The 20,771-nt window shown below is 46.2% G+C and carries 20 protein-coding genes and 1 tRNA gene; 18 read left to right on the forward strand and 3 right to left on the reverse strand.

Translation table 11 applies throughout. From position 1 onward, the window contains the following. Positions 1 to 106: 106 nt before the first annotated feature. Positions 107 to 1,198 (reverse strand): metallophosphoesterase, encoded by a 1,092-nt coding sequence (locus HMPREF9443_RS04915; protein WP_009145415.1) that lies wholly within the window; start codon positions 1,196 to 1,198, stop codon positions 107 to 109. A 114-nt stretch (positions 1,199 to 1,312) separates the two neighbouring features. Continuing rightward, positions 1,313 to 2,119, reverse strand: a complete 807-nt coding sequence (locus tag HMPREF9443_RS04920) for an HAD-IIA family hydrolase (protein WP_009145416.1) — start codon at positions 2,117 to 2,119, stop codon at positions 1,313 to 1,315. A 290-nt stretch (positions 2,120 to 2,409) separates the two neighbouring features. Between HMPREF9443_RS04920 and HMPREF9443_RS04925 the strand changes: the two genes are divergently transcribed. From HMPREF9443_RS04925 to HMPREF9443_RS04995, 15 genes are all read left to right on the forward strand, one after another. Next, positions 2,410 to 2,895, forward strand: a complete 486-nt coding sequence (locus HMPREF9443_RS04925; RefSeq protein ID WP_009145417.1) for a CarD family transcriptional regulator — start codon at positions 2,410 to 2,412, stop codon at positions 2,893 to 2,895. Positions 2,896 to 3,199: 304 nt separating this feature from the next. Beyond that, on the forward strand, positions 3,200 to 4,234 hold the full coding sequence (locus HMPREF9443_RS04930) for a PIN/TRAM domain-containing protein (protein WP_230197150.1): 1,035 nt from the start codon (positions 3,200 to 3,202) through the stop codon (positions 4,232 to 4,234). A gap of 10 nt (positions 4,235 to 4,244) precedes the next feature. Then, positions 4,245 to 4,967, forward strand: coding sequence for a 2-C-methyl-D-erythritol 4-phosphate cytidylyltransferase (gene ispD, locus HMPREF9443_RS04935; RefSeq protein WP_009145419.1), 723 nt, complete (start codon positions 4,245 to 4,247; stop codon positions 4,965 to 4,967). Next, positions 4,957 to 5,457 carry a 2-C-methyl-D-erythritol 2,4-cyclodiphosphate synthase gene (gene ispF / locus HMPREF9443_RS04940; protein ID WP_009145420.1) on the forward strand — a complete coding sequence of 167 codons (501 nt, stop codon included), beginning with the start codon at positions 4,957 to 4,959 and terminating at the stop codon, positions 5,455 to 5,457. Before ispD ends, ispF begins: the two co-directional genes overlap by 11 nt. Before the next feature lie 133 nt (positions 5,458 to 5,590). Next, entirely contained in the window at positions 5,591 to 7,066 is a 1,476-nt protein-coding gene (gene gltX / locus HMPREF9443_RS04945; RefSeq protein WP_009145421.1) for a glutamate--tRNA ligase, read from the forward strand. A 96-nt stretch (positions 7,067 to 7,162) separates the two neighbouring features. Further along, positions 7,163 to 8,611, forward strand: coding sequence for a cysteine--tRNA ligase (gene cysS, locus HMPREF9443_RS04950; protein ID WP_087942305.1), 1,449 nt, complete (start codon positions 7,163 to 7,165; stop codon positions 8,609 to 8,611). Then, positions 8,611 to 9,078, forward strand: coding sequence for a Mini-ribonuclease 3 (locus HMPREF9443_RS04955; RefSeq protein WP_009145424.1), 468 nt, complete (start codon positions 8,611 to 8,613; stop codon positions 9,076 to 9,078). The genes cysS and HMPREF9443_RS04955 overlap by 1 nt, the downstream gene beginning before the upstream one ends. 42 nt (positions 9,079 to 9,120) lie before the next feature. Further along, complete coding sequence (gene thyX, locus HMPREF9443_RS04960; RefSeq protein ID WP_040565068.1) at positions 9,121 to 9,822, forward strand: FAD-dependent thymidylate synthase; 702 nt, start codon at positions 9,121 to 9,123, stop codon at positions 9,820 to 9,822. A gap of 9 nt (positions 9,823 to 9,831) precedes the next feature. Next, a complete protein-coding gene (gene rlmB / locus HMPREF9443_RS04965; protein WP_009145426.1) occupies positions 9,832 to 10,578 on the forward strand; it encodes a 23S rRNA (guanosine(2251)-2'-O)-methyltransferase RlmB in 747 nt (248 codons plus the stop codon). Positions 10,579 to 10,590: 12 nt separating this feature from the next. Then, positions 10,591 to 11,109 carry an NYN domain-containing protein gene (locus HMPREF9443_RS04970; protein ID WP_009145427.1) on the forward strand — a complete coding sequence of 173 codons (519 nt, stop codon included), beginning with the start codon at positions 10,591 to 10,593 and terminating at the stop codon, positions 11,107 to 11,109. A 108-nt stretch (positions 11,110 to 11,217) separates the two neighbouring features. Then, on the forward strand, positions 11,218 to 11,955 hold the full coding sequence (gene sigH / locus HMPREF9443_RS04975) for an RNA polymerase sporulation sigma factor SigH (protein ID WP_009145428.1): 738 nt from the start codon (positions 11,218 to 11,220) through the stop codon (positions 11,953 to 11,955). 163 nt (positions 11,956 to 12,118) lie between these two features. Next, positions 12,119 to 12,583, forward strand: coding sequence for a BREX-3 system P-loop-containing protein BrxF (gene brxF, locus HMPREF9443_RS04980; protein ID WP_040565069.1), 465 nt, complete (start codon positions 12,119 to 12,121; stop codon positions 12,581 to 12,583). A gap of 23 nt (positions 12,584 to 12,606) precedes the next feature. Beyond that, entirely contained in the window at positions 12,607 to 13,701 is a 1,095-nt protein-coding gene (locus HMPREF9443_RS04985; RefSeq protein WP_009145430.1) for a 6-phosphofructokinase, read from the forward strand. A 199-nt stretch (positions 13,702 to 13,900) separates the two neighbouring features. Beyond that, positions 13,901 to 14,704, forward strand: a complete 804-nt coding sequence (locus HMPREF9443_RS04990) for an undecaprenyl-diphosphate phosphatase (RefSeq protein WP_009145431.1) — start codon at positions 13,901 to 13,903, stop codon at positions 14,702 to 14,704. A gap of 76 nt (positions 14,705 to 14,780) precedes the next feature. After that, positions 14,781 to 14,856, forward strand: a tRNA-Thr gene (locus HMPREF9443_RS04995). Positions 14,857 to 14,959: 103 nt separating this feature from the next. Here the strand turns inward: HMPREF9443_RS04995 and HMPREF9443_RS05000 are convergent. Then, positions 14,960 to 16,243, reverse strand: a complete 1,284-nt coding sequence (locus HMPREF9443_RS05000; protein ID WP_009145432.1) for a dicarboxylate/amino acid:cation symporter — start codon at positions 16,241 to 16,243, stop codon at positions 14,960 to 14,962. Between the two features lie 378 nt (positions 16,244 to 16,621). Here HMPREF9443_RS05000 and guaA point away from each other — a divergent pair, with 378 nt between their 5' ends. From guaA to HMPREF9443_RS05015, 3 genes are all read left to right on the forward strand, one after another. Continuing rightward, positions 16,622 to 18,175, forward strand: a complete 1,554-nt coding sequence (gene guaA / locus HMPREF9443_RS05005; protein ID WP_009145434.1) for a glutamine-hydrolyzing GMP synthase — start codon at positions 16,622 to 16,624, stop codon at positions 18,173 to 18,175. 224 nt (positions 18,176 to 18,399) lie between these two features. After that, a complete protein-coding gene (locus HMPREF9443_RS05010) occupies positions 18,400 to 19,152 on the forward strand; it encodes an EFR1 family ferrodoxin (RefSeq protein ID WP_040565070.1) in 753 nt (250 codons plus the stop codon). 121 nt (positions 19,153 to 19,273) lie between these two features. Further along, a complete protein-coding gene (locus HMPREF9443_RS05015) occupies positions 19,274 to 20,689 on the forward strand; it encodes an Rne/Rng family ribonuclease (protein WP_009145436.1) in 1,416 nt (471 codons plus the stop codon). The last annotated feature ends 82 nt before the right edge of the window (positions 20,690 to 20,771 follow it).

Raw genomic sequence — 20,771 nt, forward strand, 5'->3', positions numbered from 1 at the left:
CAAAAGGACCACTACGCTATAAACACGCAGTGGTCCTTTTTTTTGTAACACAACAGATTATATTAGTCTGCTGTGTATTTTTTTGGAAAGCTTTATCCGGCAGAAGTTATTTTCCCCGCAGCTCCAATACAACCATTTCCGGTGCTATCTCCGTGCGAACCGGAGGTCCCCAAAAGCCGTAGCCGTTATTGGTGATTGCGGTCAGATTGCCAAAGTTTGTACGGCCGTAATCCAGCTTGTACATTTTTTTCGTTACCAGACGGTTGGGAAAAAGCTGGCCTGTATGCGTATGGCCTGCCAGATAAAGATCATAACCCGCAGCAGCCGCAGCATCCATACGGCGAGGCTGATGATCGAGCAGAATACTGTAGTAGTCTTCATTTTGGGAGGAAAGGTTTATAAGCTGGTTGTTGGTACGGTTTTTGCTGTAATCATCTATACCGGTTATTTTGATTTTGTTGTCGATAATGGTATCGGTATTGCGCAGGATGTAGAAGCCCTTGTCTGTGAGCATTTGTTGCCAGCGCAATGGTTCGTCAAGATAATCATGGTTGCCGAAGGCCATGTAGACAGGCGCTTTGATTTGAGCCAGAGCAGAAAGCGTATCCTCCTCTTCTACATAAAAAATGCGCTCATCAAGCATATCGCCGCTGACTACAACAAAGTCCGGCTTTTGCTCGTTGATGCGTGCTGCCAGACGTTCTGCGTAGTCATGGCCGAGTATTCTTCCCATATGCAGGTCGGTGAGAAAGACAATTTTATAATGAGCATTCTGCGGCAGCTTTTCCGTTACCAGTGCTTCTGTGCGTACTGTCGGGTGAAAGGCGCGCCAGCTGCCCCAGGTAATGAAGCAGCAGATAAAGGCAAGGCCGATGATACTGATTTTTGCTGAAGGTAGCTGCCAACCGCCCAGCTTACTGAAAAGCAGGCAGAGAAGATGAATGATGGCCAACAGAAGTGTGTAGTAGCAAAAAGCAATCCAAAGTCCTTCTATCCACGCAGTGAGCTTGAGCAGAAAATGAGGCGTTCCCTGCGGCAGAATGACACTGATAGCTGTGCCGAGTGCCATCAGCAGATATATAAGCCCGAAGGTCAGTGTGCGGCCGAAGGGCAGATAATGGCGATAATACATATAACCGATGATACTCATGAGAGCATCAATCGTACCGACGAAAAGAAAAATGCGCATATTATTCATTAAGGCTCCTTTATATAATTCTTGCTTACATTATATATGTTAGAGTGTACTTTAAGTCAAGTGCTGCGCTAAAGAAAAAGGACTGCCGAGTGCGGCAGTCCGTGAGGTATAACATTATTTGTTCGGAATATCACCGACGCCGTTTAAGATGATAGACGGACGGTAGGAGAATTCCTTAATATTTTCCAACGTACTTACGCCGCTCAGAACAAGAGCTGTCATCAGACCGCTTTCCATACCGGCAACGATATCTGTATCCATACGGTCGCCGATCATAGCAGCATCCTCTGAATGAACATCCAGCAGACGCAAGCCTGTGCGCATCATCAAGGGGTTAGGTTTGCCGACAAAGTAAGCCTTTTTGCCGGTAGCAAGCTCAATAGGTGCGACCAGTGCGCGGCAGGCGGGGATGATACCGAAATCAGAGGGGCCGGTAAGGTCGCTGTTTGTTGCAATCAGGCGTGCTCCTTGGTTAATCAGGCTTACTGCCTTGAGAATCATATTATAATTATAAGAATTTGTTTCGCCGACTACAACGTAATCGGGATTAACATCATTCATTGTGATGCCGGCATCATAAAGCGCATTGACAAGACCGGGGCCGCCGATAACGTAGGCACTGCAGCCGGGGGCCTGCGAATGGATAAATTTGGCAGTGGCGAGAGCACTGGTATAGAAATGACTTTCGTCAACCTCCAGTCCCAGACGTAAAAGCTTTTGCTGCAGTTCTTTGGGACTGCGTTCGCTGGCGTTAGTCAAAAATAAAAAGCTCTTTTTTTCTTCATAGAGCCAGTTTACGAATTCTCTTACTCCGGGCAATAGGTTATTTCCGTGGTAGATAACACCATCCATATCGCAGATAAAGCCTTCTTTTGCGCGAAGCTGTGTTAATAATAATTCATATTTTTCGTTGCTGTCCATAATTTTTACTTCCTTTACTGTTTTAGACACTTATATTATGCAAGAAAAAAATATCTTTTGCAAGAGCTTAACGGGGCAGCAGAAGCTGTAATTAGTTAACAGTTTGTAAAATATTATTCTTTTAAGTGTGGTTTTATCGCTAAATGTTAAAAGAATTCTGAAGATAGACCAACATCCTAGTTAAAGGTTGACATATTAGAAAGATAGTGGTAAAATAAAATATTTTTGACAATAAAGAAGGGGTGTGCTACAATGTATTTATCAGAATTATAATTTTAGGAGGGTTGAAGATGTTTGCGATGGGTGACAGAGTTGTATATCCACTTCATGGTGGAGCTATTATCAAGGATATAGAAGCACATATACAGGATGGCGAGACTGTGAAGTATTACATTTTACAAATGCTTTTTGACAATATGACAGTGTCGGTACCGGTAGAAAACGCCGAAAAATTAGGTTTACGTTATATTGGCGATGATGAAACTCTGGCAATAATTCAGAATACGCTGCATGAAGTACCGGATGTACAAACGGTGAAGGCGATTTCCTGGAATCGGCGCTTTCAGTTGTATATGCAGAAGATAAAAAGCGGCAGTGTTGCTGAGGTCGCAAGAATCTTTAAAATACTGACTATTTTAGAACGCAGAAAGAAAATTTCCGTAGGTGAGCGCAGATTGCTGCACAGTACGAAGCAGATTTTGCAAAGTGAAATAATGCTGATTAAGGATGTGGATGCAGAGAAAGCGGGCAACTGGTTAGAGCGTTGCTGTAATTAGGCAGAATATAAAGACCGTTTTAAGGCTGTTGAGTTAGAAACTGCTTTAAAACGGTTTTTTTGCAAAATTTTTAGGCCTTTTTTTCATTAATGTCATATTTAAAAAAGTTATTTACTTGTTTTTTGCGGATTATAGCTGTATTATATAATTGATATAATAGTAGGATGAAATACTATGTATCAGAAATTCAGAGAAAGGAGAAATTGAAATGCTGAGAAAAATTATTAGCCTGAGCATATCGTTAATTATTATTGTAACCGGACTCATACTAACAAATTTATCTTTACCGTTTTTATCAAATTACTTGGGCTATGATTTACACGGCAATGGCTTAATGGGAATTACCTTTGCTACCATGATACTGACTTTACCAGGTCTTTTTATATCTTCTTGGCTTGGCCTAGTATTGGCACCGTTTATTACAAAATGGCTGTTCAATTACGCTGAACGTCTGACGGTTTCTCTCTCCGGCGTACCTACCAGTGATATTCTGGTAATGATTTTCGGTATCGGCATCGGTCTGATTTTAGCAAATCTGATAGGCAGTCCTTTTTCCAGACTGCCGGTTATCGGACCGTTTATTCCCATCGTACTAAGCCTTGTACTTTCGGTTGTCGGTGCTAAGCTGGCTTTGCGTAAGCATAATGATATTGTGGAGTTTTTTAACCGCATTCCTACGCGTAAGTCCGTAAAGCCTGTCGATGAAACAAAGAGCGTATTGGAGGGACCTTTGGGTGACCGTCTTTACAGCAGCAATAAATTGCTTGATACCAGCGTCATTATTGACGGACGTGTTATGGATATTATGGCTGCAGGCTTTTTGGACGGTCAGCTGGTGGTGCCGAATTTTGTGCTGGAGGAGCTGCAGAAGCTGGCGGATTCTTCGGATAATATGAAGCGTGCCAAAGGCCGTCGTGGTTTGGACCTGGTGCATGATTTGCAGATAAGCTACAAGAACCGTATTCTGGTCGTAGATAACGATTATGATGATTTGGAAGGCGTGGATGCTAAGCTTGTACGTTTGGCAAGACAGGCTAACGCTGACATTATTACCAATGATTATAACCTGAATAAGGTTGCAGGTATTCAGGGCGTTAAGGTGTTGAATATCAATGAGCTGGCGAACGCTATTAAAGCGGTAGTTGTTGCAGGCGAGGAAATGAACGTATTCCTGGTTAAGGAAGGCAAGGAGCAGGGACAGGCTGTTGCTTATCTTGATGACGGTACTATGATCGTTGTAGAAAACGGACGTCACTTCATCGGCCGCAGCGCAATTGTTGTTGTAACCAGCGTGCTGCAGACTTCTGCCGGAAGAATGATTTTCGCAAAAACAAAATAGGAGCTTTGAGATGGGCAAGGATGAACTTATTGTAATTGTTCCGGCTGCAGGCGCCGGTAAGCGTCTGGGGCTGGGGATTAATAAGGCCTTTGCTATGCTGAACGGTGCACCTCTTCTGGTGCACTGTCTGCATATGTTGGAGGCAACAGGTCTGGTTAAGCGTGCCGTTGTCGTGCTGGCGCCGCAGGAGGTTGTTGAAGGCCGTGAGCTTTTGGCAGGCTATCAGGAAGATTATTTCCGGACGCTGCCGTTTTGCGTAGTAGCCGGCGGGAAGGAGCGTCAGGACAGTGTTGCCAATGCGTTGGCCGCAGTAGAGGAAACAGATTGTTATATCGCTGTTCACGATGGTGCGCGTCCTTTTGCGGGACGCGCTGTTTTTGAACGCACATTGGCTGCCGCTAAGGTGCATGGCGCCGCAATTGCTGCCGTTCCGGTGAAAGATACCATCAAGGTTGTCGGCACCGACGGTATTGTAACTGCTACGCCTGAGCGCAGTACGCTGATGGCAGTGCAGACACCGCAGATTTTTACTGCGGAACTGCTGAAGCAGGCTTACGCACATTTGGCGGCACATCCCGCTGCTGTTACCGACGATGCTTCGGTAGTAGAGCTGATGGGCCATAAGGTAGCGACAGCGTTAGGACGCTACGAAAATATTAAAATTACTACGCCGGAGGATTTGCTTTTTGCAGAAAATCTGCTGGCGCAACAGGAGCAGGAAGATGGAAAATAAGATTGTAATGCCGCAATTTCGCATCGGCTGCGGCTATGATGTACATAAGCTGGGAGAAGAACGTAAATTAATTCTCTGCGGTGTTGAGGTGCCTTATGAAAAAGGCCTTTTGGGACACAGTGATGCAGATGTGGCGTTGCATGCGCTGATGGACGCGCTCTTGGGCGCGGCGGCCATGGGAGATATCGGCAAGCACTTCCCGGATACGGATGAACGCTTTAAGGGAGCTGACAGCATGCAGCTGACGCTGCATGTCAAAAAGCTCTTGCAGGAGGAAGGCTGGCAGGTTAATAACGTGGATGTAACCATTATTGCCCAACGCCCGAAGCTGGCAGGCTATATTGCCAAAATGCGTGCCAATGTTGCCAAGGTCTTGGATGTTGCTGAGTCCGTAGTAAATATTAAGGCAACAACAACAGAAAAGCTCGGTTTTACAGGCAGAGGTGAAGGTATTGCCGCTGAAGCTGTGGCGAGTATTGTCAAGATGTGATATAATAATTAGACTGATAAGTGTAATCTGTTTGGATATACCGGTGGAAGGAAATTTATTTTAGCCGGAGCCGGAGTGATTGTGCTTTTTTGGTAAATCTAATGTTAATAGATAAATTTGGAGGGATATATCAATGTGTAATGATGAAGTTAGAGTAAGATTTGCGCCGAGCCCGACCGGCCCGTTCCATATCGGTGGTGCGCGCAGTGCGCTGTTCAACTATCTGCTGGCCCGCAAAACCGGCGGTAAGCTGATTCTGCGTATCGAGGATACCGACCGTGAGCGTTCTACCCCGGAATCCGAGGAAAATATCAAGGCTGCTTTGAAGTGGCTGGGTATGGACTGGGATGAGGGCGTTGATGTTGGCGGCCCGAACGGACCGTATCATCAGATGGAACGTCTTGATATCTATAAAAAATATACTGACAAGCTGTTGGCTGAAGGCAAGGCTTACTATTGCTACTGCACCGATGAGGAGCTGGAGAAAGAACGCCAGAGCCTGATCAAAGAAGGCAAAATGCCGCGTTATATGGGCAAATGCCGTCATCTGACCGAAGAGCAGATTGCTCAGTTCAAAGCTGAAGGCCGCAAACCGACCGTTCGCTTCCGTGTTCCTGCCGACAAGCAGATTCTCGTTCGCGACATGGTTCGTGGCGATGTAGTTTTTGATTCCAATAATATCGGTGATTTCGTTATTGTTAAATCCGACGGTATTCCGACCTATAACTATGCTGTAGTTATCGATGATGCGCTGATGCACATTACTCATGTAATCCGCGCTGAAGAGCATCTGTCCAACACTCCGCGTCAATGCCTCGTTTATGATGCATTGGGCTTCAAACAACCGACCTTCGGTCACATTTCCCTGATTCTGGGCAAGGACCACACCAAAATGAGCAAGCGTCACGGCGCTACTAGTGTTGACCAATATCGTCAGCTGGGTTACCTGCCGGAAGCTATCAACAACTTCCTGGCACTTTTGGGTTGGGCTCCGAACAGTGAGCAGGAAATCTTCAGCATGGACGAGCTGATTCACGAATTCAGCATGGACCGTGTTGCCAAGAACCCTGCTGTTTTCGATATCGACAAGCTGAACTGGATTAACCAGCACTATATGCGTCAGCTGGATGCGGAAGCATTCTTTGAAGCTGCTAAACCGCACATGATTGCTGCAGGCTACATGACCGGCGAAGAAGAAGGCGAGAAGCTGGCTTGGCTGAAACGCGTTGTAGCAACCGCACAGGAGCACATTTCATATGCTGCCCAAATTCCTGAATGCGTAGAAATGTACTTCAATGATGAATTCGATTTTGAAAACGAGGAAGCAGAAGCAGTCCTGAAGGCTGAAACTGTGCCGACAGTTATCAATATGCTGCTGGAAGAGCTGCCGAAGGTAGAAAAACTGGACAATGATGCAGTTAAAGCTCTGTTCAAGCAGATTCAGAAAGCAACTAAGCTGAAGGGCAAGGATGTATTCATGCCGATTCGTGTCGCTCTGACCGGTAATCAGCATGGTCCTGAGCTGGCAGCAATGGTTCCGCTGCTGGGCGTTGAGCGTACTGCAAAACGTATTAAATCCAGCTTGGCAAAAACAGGCGTAAATCTTTGATTGATGACTGACGATAAGGCCTCATCTGCTTCGTAACGGCGTTGCTCGCATCCCAGGCCCTCTTGTCGCTCAGAGAATTTTTGCAAAGGAATAGTTATTATGAGCATTAAAGTATATAACACCTTAACCAAACAAAAAGAAGAATTCGTACCTATTCATCCGGGCAAAGCCAACATCTATGTTTGCGGTGTTACTCCGTACAACCATCCGCATGTTGGTAATGCGCGTCCGTTCGTAACCTGGGACGTTATCCGCCGCTTTCTGGAGCATGAAGGCTATGACGTAACCCATGTACAGAACTTTACCGATGTTGATGACAAGATTATCAACACTGCCAATAAAGAGGGCGTACAATGGTATGATATCTGCAACCGCTATATTGACTCCTACTTTGAAGTAATGGATAAACTCAATGTGCGCCGTGCGCATGTTTATCCGCGTGTATCCGAGCATATCGATGATATCATCAAAACCGTTCAATGCCTGGTTGACAATGGCTATGGCTATGTTGTTGACGGCGATGTTTTCTACAGTGTAGAAAAATTTAAATACTATGGACAGCTTTCCGGCCGTAATATTGAGGATATGATGGCTGGTGCACGTGTAGACGTTGATGACCGCAAGCATAATCCGATGGATTTTGCGCTGTGGAAATCCGCTAAACCGGGCGAGCCTGCTTGGGAGAGCCCTTGGGGTCCCGGTCGTCCCGGCTGGCATATTGAATGCTCTACCATGAGCATGAAGTATCTGGGCGAAACCTTTGACTTCCATGGTGGCGGCAGCGATTTGATTTTCCCACATCATGAAAACGAGATTGCTCAATCCGAAGGCTGCACCGGCATTCATCCTTTCGTACATTACTGGCTGCACAACGGCTTTATTACCGTTAACGAAGAAAAAATGTCCAAATCTCTGGGCAACTTCTTCATGGTTATCGATATTTTAGAGCATTACGATCCGGAAACTCTGCGTTTCTTCATCGTTTCCACGCATTATCGCAGCCCGCTGGACTTCAGCGATGCACGTCTTACCGAAGCACAAAAGAGCCTTGCACGTCTGCGTCAGGCACAGGAAACTTTGGGTGAGCTGAGCGAAATGCTGAGCGCCGGCCCGACTGCCGAAAGCTTGGCACTGCGCGAGAAGGTTAAAGAGCTGCGTGAAGCATTTATGGAAGCTATGCGCGATGACTTCAATACTGCGCTGGCTATCAGCCATATGTTTGCTCTGGCTAAGGAAATCAACATTTACCATAAGGCAGTTGTTGATGCCGGCATTAAACCGGACGGCAAGCTGGTTGCTATGTTTAACGATGTCTTTGCAGAAACCTGCTCTATCATCGGTGTTCTGGAAAAAACTGCTGCTCCGGCTGCAGAAGAGGCAGGCGACAGCAAGGAAGCCGAGTTGGTGGAAATGCTTATCGCTATGCGTCAGGATGCACGTAAAAACAAAAATTACGCACTGGCAGATGAGCTGCGCAATAAGCTGAATGAAATCGGCATTGTGCTGCAGGATACTCCGCAAGGCGTAAAGTGGTCTAAGCAATAATGAAATTTGAACAATACAAAATGCTAAAGGAGCATGCCCTGGCAGCCTGTGCGGCTGCCGGTGCTCCTTTTCCTGCAACTAAGGAAATAAATCCGATTCTGCTGGCGTATATCGGCGACGTAGTTTTTTCTATGTATGTCCGTCTGCGCCTTTTGCCGACTTCCAAGCATGTAAGAATTGTACATGACATCGGTTCCAAGATGGTTTCTGCAGTGTGCCAATGTCAGGCAATGCAGCAGCTGGAGGCAGGCCTGAGCGAGGAGGAAAGCGTTATTTTCCGCCGCGGCCGTAATACTAAGTCGATGGTGCCGAAAAGCGCCTCAGTGCATGAATACCGTATGGCAACAGCTTTTGAAGCACTTTTGGGCTGGTTGTTCCTTGAAGAACGCGAGGAGCGCCTGCAAGAGGTTATGGATCTTTCCTTTGATATTATCAGCAAATATATGCAGGAAAATCACAAAAAATAATACCCCTCTATTTGTCCGTTGAAAAGAGAGGAGATGATAAATATGATGGTAAAATTAGTACGTCATACGCCGGAGCCGGAGCGTACTGTGGCTATGAGCGCGCGTCTGTGCTATTCACCGATTGGTGCCGCTCAGCTGGAAGAAAAAATCAGTGATGAGCAGGCAGCAAATCTGGTACGCAAACTGGTAAGCATGGGGCACTTGTCCACCTTGGAGCATGTTACCTTTACCTTTGCTATCGAAGGCGTATCCCGTGTTTTGACACATCAGCTGGTGCGCCACCGTATTGCTTCTTATTCCCAGCAATCTCAGCGCTATGTGAAGGAGCATGATTTTGAAACAATTGTGCCTGCTTCCATTGCTTCTAAGCCCGAGGCTAAGGCTAAATTCGACAAGCTGATGACTGAGATTCAGGCAATGTATGACGAGTTTATCGCGCTTGATATTCCGGCTGAGGATGCCCGTTATATTCTGCCTAACGCAACAGAAACGAAGATTGTCTGCACGTTTAATGCACGCTCCTTGCTGAACTTCTTCAGCCTGCGCTGCTGCACCCGTGCACAATGGGAAATCCGTGCGCTGGCTAATGAGATGCTGCGCCAATGTCAGGCTGTAGCACCGGTTATTTTTGAAAATGCAGGTCCGACCTGTGTATCTGAGGGCGTTTGTCACGAGGGCGCTATGTCCTGCGGACGTCTGCAGGCAATTTTGGCGGCAAAAGCCAAGGCAGAGCAAAAGCAGTAAGGAGAAACTATGGCTGAGCAGAATAATGATTTAATAGCTGGACGTAATGCGGTTAGTGAAGCCTTGCGCAGTCAGCGTTCAATAAATAAAATACTTTTGCAGGAAGGCGCTCATGGCGGCAGTCTGGGCGAAATCATTGCTTTGGCAAAGCAAAAGGGTGTACCTGTAGAAACCGTAAAGGCCGAAAAGCTGGATAAGCTGGCTAAAGGTCTGCGTCATCAGGGTGTAGCTGCTTTAGCGGCACCGATTGCATTCCGTACTCTGGATGATGTTTTTGCCTGTGCGGCAGAAAAAAATGAAGAGCCGTTTATTTTGCTTTTGGATGAGCTGCAGGACCCGCAGAACGTGGGTGCTCTTATCCGCAGTGCCGATGCCGCAGGCGTGCATGGCGTGCTGATGCCGCGCCGCCGCAGCTGCCCGCTGAACGCTGTTGTTGCCAAGATTTCCGCAGGTGCGGTAGAATATGTACCCGTTGTGCAAATCGGCAATATCGCCCAGACTATCGAAGAGCTTAAGCAGCGCGGCTGCTGGGTTGTCGGGGCTGATATGGATGGCGTTGATTTTTATGCTGCCAATATGAGCGGTCCGATTGTACTGGTAATCGGCGCTGAAGGCAGAGGCTTAGGCCGACTTGTAAAACAAAAATGTGATGATGTTGTCAGCATTCCGATGAACGGCGGCGTTAATTCTTTGAACGCATCGGCTGCGGGTGCTGTCCTGATGTACGAGGTAGTACGTCAACGACATCAATTCTAAAGAGGTGAAGGCATGGGCGAATATCTGATAATTGATGGGTATAATGTAATTAACGCCTGGAAGGATTTTGCCCAGCTGCGTCAGGAAAACCTGGAGCATGCACGCGAGCTGCTGGTAGCGGGTGTGGCAGAATATGCTGCCTTTAAGGGCTATCGTGCTATCGTAGTTTTTGATGCTCAGGAGGTGGCAGGCGCTGCTGCTTCCGAAAAAATTCATGGCATTGACGTTGTATTTACCGATGAGGGAGAAACGGCAGATTCCTGGATTGAACGCAGAGCCTACGAGCTTAGACGTGTACAGGCAAAGGTTTTCGTTGTCACCAGTGACTACGCGGAGCAGATTAACATTTTGGGAGCAGGTGCATACCGCATTTCCTCCAGGGAATTCCGCGAGCAGTATTATAAGACAAAAAAGGAAATTGCCGAGCGTCTGCATGTCCCCAGACGAGCTTTAAACCGCAATGAGCTTGGTGGCATAGTGAGCGGACATGTTCTGGCTCATCTGGAAAAATTGCGTCGGGAGAAAAGTTGACGGAAAACACCAGGCAGGATATAATAAAAACACTGATGCTTTTATTATGAAGATATTTGCGATAACTGTTTTGCAAGACAGTGGCAGATAGATGAACAGACGGAGGATATGCTATTGATGGCTACAGATACTGTAATGCAAAACGATCCCAATGACGCTTTTGCAAAAATGACTGATGAGGAAATCGTTTTAGAATCACAACAGCATGATAATGTTTTAGCGCAGGAATATCTGCTGCATAAATACAGAAACTTCGTCAGAGCCAAGGCTCGCAGCTATTTTTTAATAGGTGCCGAGCGAGAAGATATTATTCAGGAAGGCATGATCGGTCTTTATAAGGCTATCCGTGATTTCCGTGCCGATAAGCAGGCATCGTTCCGTGCGTTTGCCGAGCTGTGTGTAACAAGGCAGATTATTACGGCAATAAAGACTGCTACCAGACAGAAGCATATCCCTCTCAACTCCTATGTATCGCTTAACAAGCCTATTTATGAGGAGGACAGTGACCGCACGCTGCTGGATGTCATCAGCGGTGTGAAGGTTGCTAATCCGGAGGATATGATTATCAGCCGTGAGGAATTCAGCGATATTGAAAGCAAGATGAATGATATTCTCAGTGACCTGGAATGGAAGGTTCTGATGAGCTATCTTGATGGCAAATCCTATCAGGAAATTGCTGCTGAGCTGGGGCGTCATATCAAATCTATTGATAATGCGCTGCAGCGTGTAAAGCGTAAACTTGAAAAATATATCATCAGCAAAGGAGATATTACTGATCTGCGTACAGTTTACAGCGGACTGCTGGCTATTGATCCGTATGAGCGTTTCAAGAATAAAAATTCCTGAAAAAGCGGATAATTGATAAAACTGTAACAAAAATCTACATCATTTTGAAATTTTCAGAATGGTGTTTTTTTATTAAGAGGATTTTTGACAAGTATAGCGAATAGATATATTAACAAGTCAGTAAAGAAAAATTGACACTTCGGTGTTAGAGGAGGTTTTTCAAATGAATCAAGTTGAAGAATTAGTGAAGGTTGTAGCAGAGGCTCAGACCGACAAAGGAAATGTTGTTATTGTTACCGGTAAACCGGGCAGTGGCAAGAGCAAAGTTTTACGTGAAGCTGCAGAATCTCAAAAATGGACCTACGTTGACTGCCGCATGCTGATCAGTGAGGAATTCCTGGCAATTCCGGCTGCTGACAGAGGCTTGTATGCTCCTGATATGTTTGCAGATATTCTGGCAAGCTACAATGCAGATGTTATCATTCTTGACAGACTGCAGACCTTGTTTGTACCTGTATTCCACATCAATACCGACAGCCTGATGCGTAAACTGAGCAAAAAGTTTACTATCGTAACCGCATGGCCCGGATACATTGATAACGGTAACCTGTGCTATGACAAATTTGACGGTACCGAAGCTATCCGTATCAGCCCCGATGGCTTTAAGATCTGGAACGTAGAAGGTTAATAGTTAATAAGCGGAGGCTTGATATGGAGCAGAAAAAACGTCGCTTTGCTGTTTTGACCGGTGGAGGTGACTGCCCGGGATTAAATGCTGTAATCCGTGCGGTTGTAAAAACCTTCCTGCAGAACGATTGTGAGGTTTATGGCGTACTCAATGGCTTTAACGGCCTGATAAACGATAATCTTAAATTGATGGATTATGCTGCAGTATCGGGTATTTTACCGCGCGGCGGAACAATTTTAGGAACCACGAACCGTGATAATCCCTTCCATTTTGCTGTTGAAGAAAATGGTGAGCTTGTATATAAGGATATGCGCGAAAAGGTTATCGAAAACCTGCGTAAATACGATATAGAAGCCTTGGTTGTTATCGGCGGTGACGGTAGCCTGAATATTGGTGCCGAGCTGGCGCGTGAATGTGATATTAAGGTTGTTGGCGTACCTAAGACCATTGATAATGATTTGCCCTGCACAGAGCGGACATTCGGCTTTGATACTGCTATGGCTATGGCTACCGAAGCGCTTGACAGACTGCATACTACTGCCGAATCACATCACCGTGTTATGGTGTTGGAGGTTATGGGCCGTTATGCCGGCTGGATTGCTTTGCACAGTGGTATTGCCGGCGGTGCGGACGTTATTTTGCTACCGGAAATTCCTTACAAGCTGGAGCCGGTGATTGCTAAGATTCAGGCGCGAAAGGCTGCCGGAAAGAATTTTAGTATTGTTGTTGTTGCCGAAGGCGCACGCCCTGAGGGTGGCGAGATGTCAATCGCACGTATGGTTGAGGGCAGCTTTGAGCCGATCCGCCTTGGCGGTGCGGGCGAAAAGGTGGCGCAGGCCATTGAAGAGCAGACAGGCATCGAATCACGCTGTACCGTATTAGGTTATCTGCAGCGTGGCGGTTCGCCTACAGCGTTTGATCGTGTGCTGTCAACGCGTTACGGCGTGGCAGCAGCAGAGGCTTGCCTAAGACGTGAATATAATGTTATGGTTTCACTGTATCATGATCAGATTGTTACCGTCTTTATTCAAAAGGCAGCATCAAAACCGCGTCAGGTTCCTGTGGACAGCGAAATTATCCGTACAGGACGCCAGCTGGGATTGTGCTTTGGCGATTGATTTAAACTTGATTACTAGATTTAACCCCAGATTAAGATTATACACTTATATTACAGAGGGTGGTGCTTGCACCATCCTCTGTTTTTGTGTGCAGCTTTATGAACTGTGAAAAATTTAAAAAAATAGTGAGATTTCATTGCAGTTAAGCGTGATTCAGAGTATAATAAAAAGGCTTAGTGTTTGCGAAAGGGAGTAAATCATGGACTTAAATTTAATTGCCGTTATTGTGGGTATTGTCGAAGGTCTGACAGAATTTTTACCGGTTTCTTCTACCGGACATATGATTATTGTCGGTCACGTGTTGGGCTTTGAAGGCCAGCTGGCAGATGTTTTTGATGTCTTTGTACAGTTGGGCGCTATCCTGTCTGTAGTATTTATTTACAAAGAGCGTTTTGCCAGATTCTTTACCAAAGATGGCTGGGATATAAATAAGGGACTTTCTGTCTGGCATGTAGCTGCCGGTATCGTACCGGTTATGCTGGTAGCCTTCTTCCTGTATCACTATATCAAGGAGTATCTGTTTTCTCCTTTTACGGTAGCAATCGGTCTTTTCCTGGGCGGTCTGCTGCTGATGTTTGCGGAATATAGAACTAAAGGCCGCGAGGCTGAACTGGTGGATGATGTCGATAAAATTTCTATCCGTCAGGCAGTATGGGTTGGTATTTATCAATTTCTTTCCCTGTGGCCGGGTTTTTCCCGCAGCGGCAGTACTATTGCCGGAGGATTGCTTGTTGGCCTGACTCGCAGTGCTGCAGCAAACTATACCTTTGTGATTGCTGTACCCTTGATGTTTGTGGCCTGTATTTATGATTTGCTCAGAAACCTCCAGTATCTTTCTGCCGGTGATATGCAGGTATTGGCAATAGGTTTTGTTGTATCCTTTATAGTTGCTTATATTTCGGTATTATGGTTCCTGAAATTTTTGCAGAATTCCAAGCTGACCAGCTTTGCGGTTTACAGGATACTGCTGGCCGGTGTAACCTACTGGTATTTTTACATGTAAGCTTGCTCTAAAATCTTTGCTTGTGAAAGTATTGACAAAACAGGCTTTATCCTTTATAATAATAAAAGAATTTTGTGCTGGCATAGCTCAATTGGCAGAGCAGCTGATTTGTAATCAGCAGGTTGTGGGTTCGATTCCTATTGCCAGCTCCAGTGAATTTTTCGCCGTTAGATGTTTATCTGACGGCGTTTTTGTTTTTCCTGAAAAAAAATAACTGCTAATTCACAGCGAATTAGCAGTTATTTGCTTTATGGCTTATTCTTCTTCGGCAATTTTACCTTTGAGGTCATGGTCGGTCATTGCGCAAACGCAGGAGTCGGACCAAACGTTTTCTGCGGTTTCAACCATATCGATGATGGTGTAAATCGGCAGGATGATACCCATGATGCCGATAGGAGCGCCGATGCCGCTCATCAGAGACAGGGTGAGGAAGTAGCAGCCCATCGGTACGCCTGCGTTACCAACAGCAGCCAGTACGGATACCAGCAGCCATGTCAGCATGGTGGACATGGACAGCTCGAAGCCTGCGTTCTGCATTACGAAAATGGAGGTAATCAAGATGAAGGCAGCGCAGCCGTTCATGTTGATGGTGGTGCAGATAGGCAGTACAAAGCGGGAAACAGCTTTGTTAACCTTCAAGTTTTGTTCAGCGGAAGCCATGGTTACAGGCAGGGTGCCTGCGGAGCTCTTGGTAAACAGAGCAACAGCGACTGCCGGAGACATTTTCTTGAATACATCAATCGGGTTCAGGCCTCTTGCCAGCAGGAAGATAGGCAGAACGATGAAGAACTGAACACAGTTGCTGGCCATGATAACCAGAGTGTATTTGCCCAGAGCGCCAACGATTACGCCGGCTTCAATCTGTGCGGAAAGCTGACCTGCGAATGCCAGAATACCGAGAGGCAGTATGAACAGCAGCGCTTTAATAAGAGTGAACAGCAGCTCCTGGAAGCCTAATACTGTTTTCAGCAGAGCTTCTCTGTTTTCGGTTTTAGGCATGAATGCCAGACCTAAGCCCATAGCAGCAGCAATCAGCATTACGGAAAGTACGTTGCCTGCGAGGAACGGCTGCAGCATGTTGTTAGGAATAACATTTAAAATGTGGTCGTAGTAGCTTAACTTGCCAAGATTTTGCGGTACATTGGACATGCCGCTGCCAATAATTTCTGCCGGCAGGTTGCCGGGAGCTACCCAAAGATAGATAGCAAGACCGATGCCTGCTGCACAAACAGTAGTCAAAAAGGTATAAACTACGGCGTGAGCAAAAATTTGGCCGGTTTCTTTTTTGCTTCCCAAAGCAGCCAATGTAGTGATTACGGCTAAAGCAATGGTCGGTACGGCGATAAATTGGAAGAGGCGTGTATAAACGGTAGCGATGAAATTGAATAATTCATTCAGGGGTTTAATTCCCATGTAACCGAGAATGGCACCGACTACCAATGCGCCCATCCATAGAATAAATTGACTTTTGTTGTTTTGTGATTTGTTTTGATTTATCACTTTTTGTGCTAAATCCTTCACATCTGCATTTTGCTGCATTATATCCCTCCTAAAATAGGTGCTGTCAGATTTTTTAGAATTTCTGTCAGCTAATACTCCCTAGGTAGCCTTGTGACATACCTAAAAAATATTATAGCATTTTCTGAAAGATTTGTAAATTTCAATTTAGCAGTCATTAATGATATTTGAATATGGGATGTTTGTGTTTAAGCTTACTGTTATTTATTGCAGCAAAGTACATTTTAAGAGCAGTAGGATGTATACTTCTGCCAAAACAAGACGTTATGACGCTGAAATAGCATTTTCATTGCATTTTCATGCCGTTTATGGTAATCTATAATATATTAAAAACGTATAATTTTTTACATAACTGCTATATAAGCAGCATGTTTATTTTTGAAGGAGAGTGAAGGATTGATGCAAAATAATGCACAAGAAATGGTGCTCGTAATTGACTTCGGCGGGCAGTATAACCAGTTAATCGCAAGACGCGTACGTGAAAGCGGTGTGTACTGCGAAATCGTATCCTATAAGCATAGCCTGGAAGCAATTAAGGCTAAAAATCCTAAGGGAATTATTTTTACCGGCGGTCCTAACAGTGCTTATCTGGAGGATTCTCCTACTATTGATCCGGAAATCTATACTTGGGGCGTACCTGTTCTGGGCATTTGCTACGGCAGCCAGCTGATGATGCATATGCTCGGCGGTCATGTATGCGTAGCTCCCGAGCGCGAATACGGAAAAACCGTTGTCGACCTCGACACCACCAGCCCGATGTTCGCCGGTCTTTCCGAGAAGAATGTTTGCTGGATGAGCCATAACGATTATATCGAAACCGCAGCTCCCGGATTCAAGATTGTTGCCAGCACCCCGAACTGCCCGGTTGCTGCTGCTGAAGATGCAGCCCGTAAATTATACTGTGTACAATTCCATCCCGAGGTTCTGCATACCGAAAACGGCACCAAGATGCTGAGCAACTTTGTTTACAATGTTTGTGGCTGTGCAGGTACCTGGAAAATGGATTCCTTCGTAGAGCAGACTGTTGCTGAGCTGAAAGAAAGAATCGGTGACGGCAAGGTTCTGTGCGCACTCTCCGGCGGTGTTGATTCCAGCGTTTGTGCCGCTATGCTGGCTAAGGCTATCGGCAAACAACTGACCTGCGTATTTGTAGACCACGGTCTGCTGCGCAAAAACGAGCGTGAAGAGGTTTGCGCTGTTTTCGGTGAAGGCGGTCAGTTCGATATCAACTTCATCTGTGTTGATGCACGCGAGCGCTTCTACAGCAAGCTGGCAGGCGTAACTGCTCCGGAAGGAAAACGTAAAATTATCGGTGAAGAATTCATTCGCGTATTTGAAGAAGAAGCTAAGAAAATCGGTGCTGTTGACTATCTGGCACAGGGCACCATTTATCCTGACGTTGTAGAAAGCGGCCTCGGCGGCGAATCTGCAACCATTAAGAGCCATCATAATGTCGGCGGTCTGCCTGACTTTGTTGATTTTAAGGAAATCGTTGAGCCTCTGCGTGACCTGTTCAAGGATGAGGTTCGTCAATCCGGCCGTGAGCTTGGCCTGCCTGAAAATCTGGTAGCACGTCAGCCGTTCCCGGGCCCCGGTCTGGCAATCCGCATCATCGGCGATGTAACTCCGGAAAAGGTTGCTATCGTACAGGATGCCGATGCAATTTATCGTGAAGAGGTAGACAAGCTGCCGATGAGCGAGCGTCCGAGCCAGTACTTTGCAGCTCTGACCAATATGCGCAGTGTCGGCGTTATGGGCGACGAGCGTACCTATGATTATGCTATCGCTCTGCGTGCGGTAACTACTACCGACTTCATGACTGCAGAAGTAACTATGCTGCCGCCGGCAACTATTACTACTGCTGCTAACCGTATCGTCAATGAGGTTAAGCACATCAACCGTGTACTCTTTGACTATACCACCAAACCGCCTGCTACTATTGAGTTCGAATGATTTCTGATACATTATAATAGTAAAAACAAGTCCCTTAGCTGTGAGTATAAAACTCATAGCTAAGGGATTTTTGCGTTTGTACATATTTATGCGCTGGCCATATCTCACTTTTTGTTTTACAATAATATCAAGTGATGCATAATTATTGCTTAAGAGAAAAAAGTTTTCGAAGAGGCTGCAGTTAAAATTATTATATGTATGCACAAAGAAAAGGAGGACGAAAAATGTCAGATAAAATGGAGATTTATTATTTCAGTCCCACGGGAGGAACAAAAAAGGTAAGCGATATTTTTGCTGCTGCCGTAGGCAAAGATGTAGTATGGCATGATTTGAGAGATAAGCAAACGCCGACGAAGCAACCGCAGGGTGAGCTGATTATTGTTGCAGCGCCTGTATTTGCAGGACGAATTCCTTCTGTCGTGCGTGAAAAAATAAAAACGCTTGCCGGTGAGGGGAAGAAGGCCGTAACTATCGCTGTTTATGGTAACAGAGCTTATGAGGATGCATTGCTGGAGATGAATGACATTCTGATTCAAGGCGGCTTTACGGTAATAGCATCAGCTGCCTTTGTGGCGCAGCATTCTATTGTGCCGGAGGTTGGCGCCGGCAGACCTGATGCGGATGATATAAAAGAAATCCGTACATTTGCCGAAGCAGTGAAGAGCAGCACTTCCGCAGAAAATGTTCATGTTCCCGGTAATCGCCCCTATAAGCCGGAGATGAATGTGGCGGCAGCGCCGCTTTCTTTGCCAACGTGTACATCATGCGGAGCATGCGCAAAAATCTGCCCGACAGATGCTATATCAAATATGGACGGCAAGATGGCTACGGATGCAGCAAAATGTATTCTTTGCATGGCTTGCATCCATGCGTGTCCTAAGCAGGCAAGAATTCTTCCGCCTCCCTTGCAGGAGAAAACAGATAATATGCTTGCTGCATTCAAGGCTGCCAGAAATGAAAATGAAACCTTTTTCTAAGAGCTTTTGCCTATATGCGCTTTAATGGATTTTTAACATACAGAAATGCCGTTGCTTTTGCCAGCAGGCGTAATTTATGCTACAATATAATATCATGATTATTTAAGAGCGGAGAGTAGCGATGATAGCTAAAATAATTATAAGCGCCAACGAAGACGAAAACCGTATGGGGTTGCTGGAAAACGGAATATTGATGGAATATCTGGTAGAGCGCAAGGAAGAGCAGCATCTTGTAGGCAGTGTATTTAAGGGAAAGGTATGCAATGTAGTACGTGGCATTCAGGCTGCCTTTGTTGATATCGGTCTGGAGCAAAATGCTTTTCTGTATTTAGGTAATAAAAAGGACGTTACCGAAGGTCAAAGCCTGATAGTGCAGATATCTAAGGATGCACGCGGTACCAAAGGTCCTACTGCTACCCGCGAAATTACCTTGCCCGGACGCTATGTTGTACTGCTGCCGCAGGCAGATTATGTGGGTATTTCGCGTAAGATTACCGATAAGGAGGAGCGCGAGCGCCTGAATACGATTTGCGAGGGTGTACGTCCTGTCGGTATGGGGATTGTGGTGCGCACGGCGGCGACCGGTGTTGCGCGTGAGCTTCTGGAGCGCGACGTGCAGGAGCTGGCGGCTGACTGGAAGGTGCTGGCGGCGCGTGAGCGTGTAGCGAAGGCTCCCTGCCTGCTGAGGCGTGAGCTTGATCTGCCAATCCGTATTGTGCGCGATTATCTGCGTCCGGAGCTGACAGAAATCGTGATTGATAATCTGCCGATTTATAAGCGTGTAGAGGAGCTGTTGGCCGAGATGCCGCAGGCACAGGATATCAGGGTAACGCTGTATCAGGGCCTGGAGGATATCTTTGAATATCATAAGCAGGGAGAAGCGGTTGCCGGCATCAGCGACAGACAGGTGACTTTGCCGAGCGGCGGTTACCTTGTTATCGACCACACCGAGGCAATGACGGTTATTGATGTTAACAGCGGCAAGTTCAGCGGACGCGAAAATCTGGAAGAGACGATAATGCAGATTAACCGCGAAGCGGCGCTGGAGATTGCGCGTCAGCTGCGTTTGCGTGATATTGGCGGCATTATCGTAGTAGATTTTATTGATATGCATACCGACAATCACAAAAGAGAGATTATAAACTCTCTGCAGCAGGCGCTGAAGGGTGATAAAATGCATCCCAAGGTGCAGGATATCACGGTGCTGAATCTTGTAGAGATTACCAGAAAAAAATCGCGTCAGAATTTATCAAGCGTACTATACACTCCCTGCCCGGTATGCAACGGCAGCGGACGTGTGCAGAGCAGAGAAAATCTTTCTTTGGAAATTAAGCGTCGTCTGCGTACTTTGCTGAAGCGTCGCAGCAGCTCAAAGAATCTTTTGATTACAGCTAATCCCTGGCTGGCAGAGTGGCTGGTGAGCAAGGATTTGCGTGCCTGGGAAAGAGAATTGGCCTGCACCCTGAAGGTTGAGGCAGATGCTTCACTGCATGTAGAAAGTTTTATGATTTTAGATAACAGTGGTGTTGACAAATAGCAGACATTAAGGTAAAATATTCCAGTATGGACTGATTTGGTCCGTCCCCAACCGCGCAGAGAGGTTCTGAAAATCCCTGGCG

The sequence above is a fragment of the Phascolarctobacterium succinatutens YIT 12067 genome (assembly GCF_000188175.1).
Lineage (GTDB): Bacteria > Bacillota > Negativicutes > Acidaminococcales > Acidaminococcaceae > Phascolarctobacterium_A > Phascolarctobacterium_A succinatutens.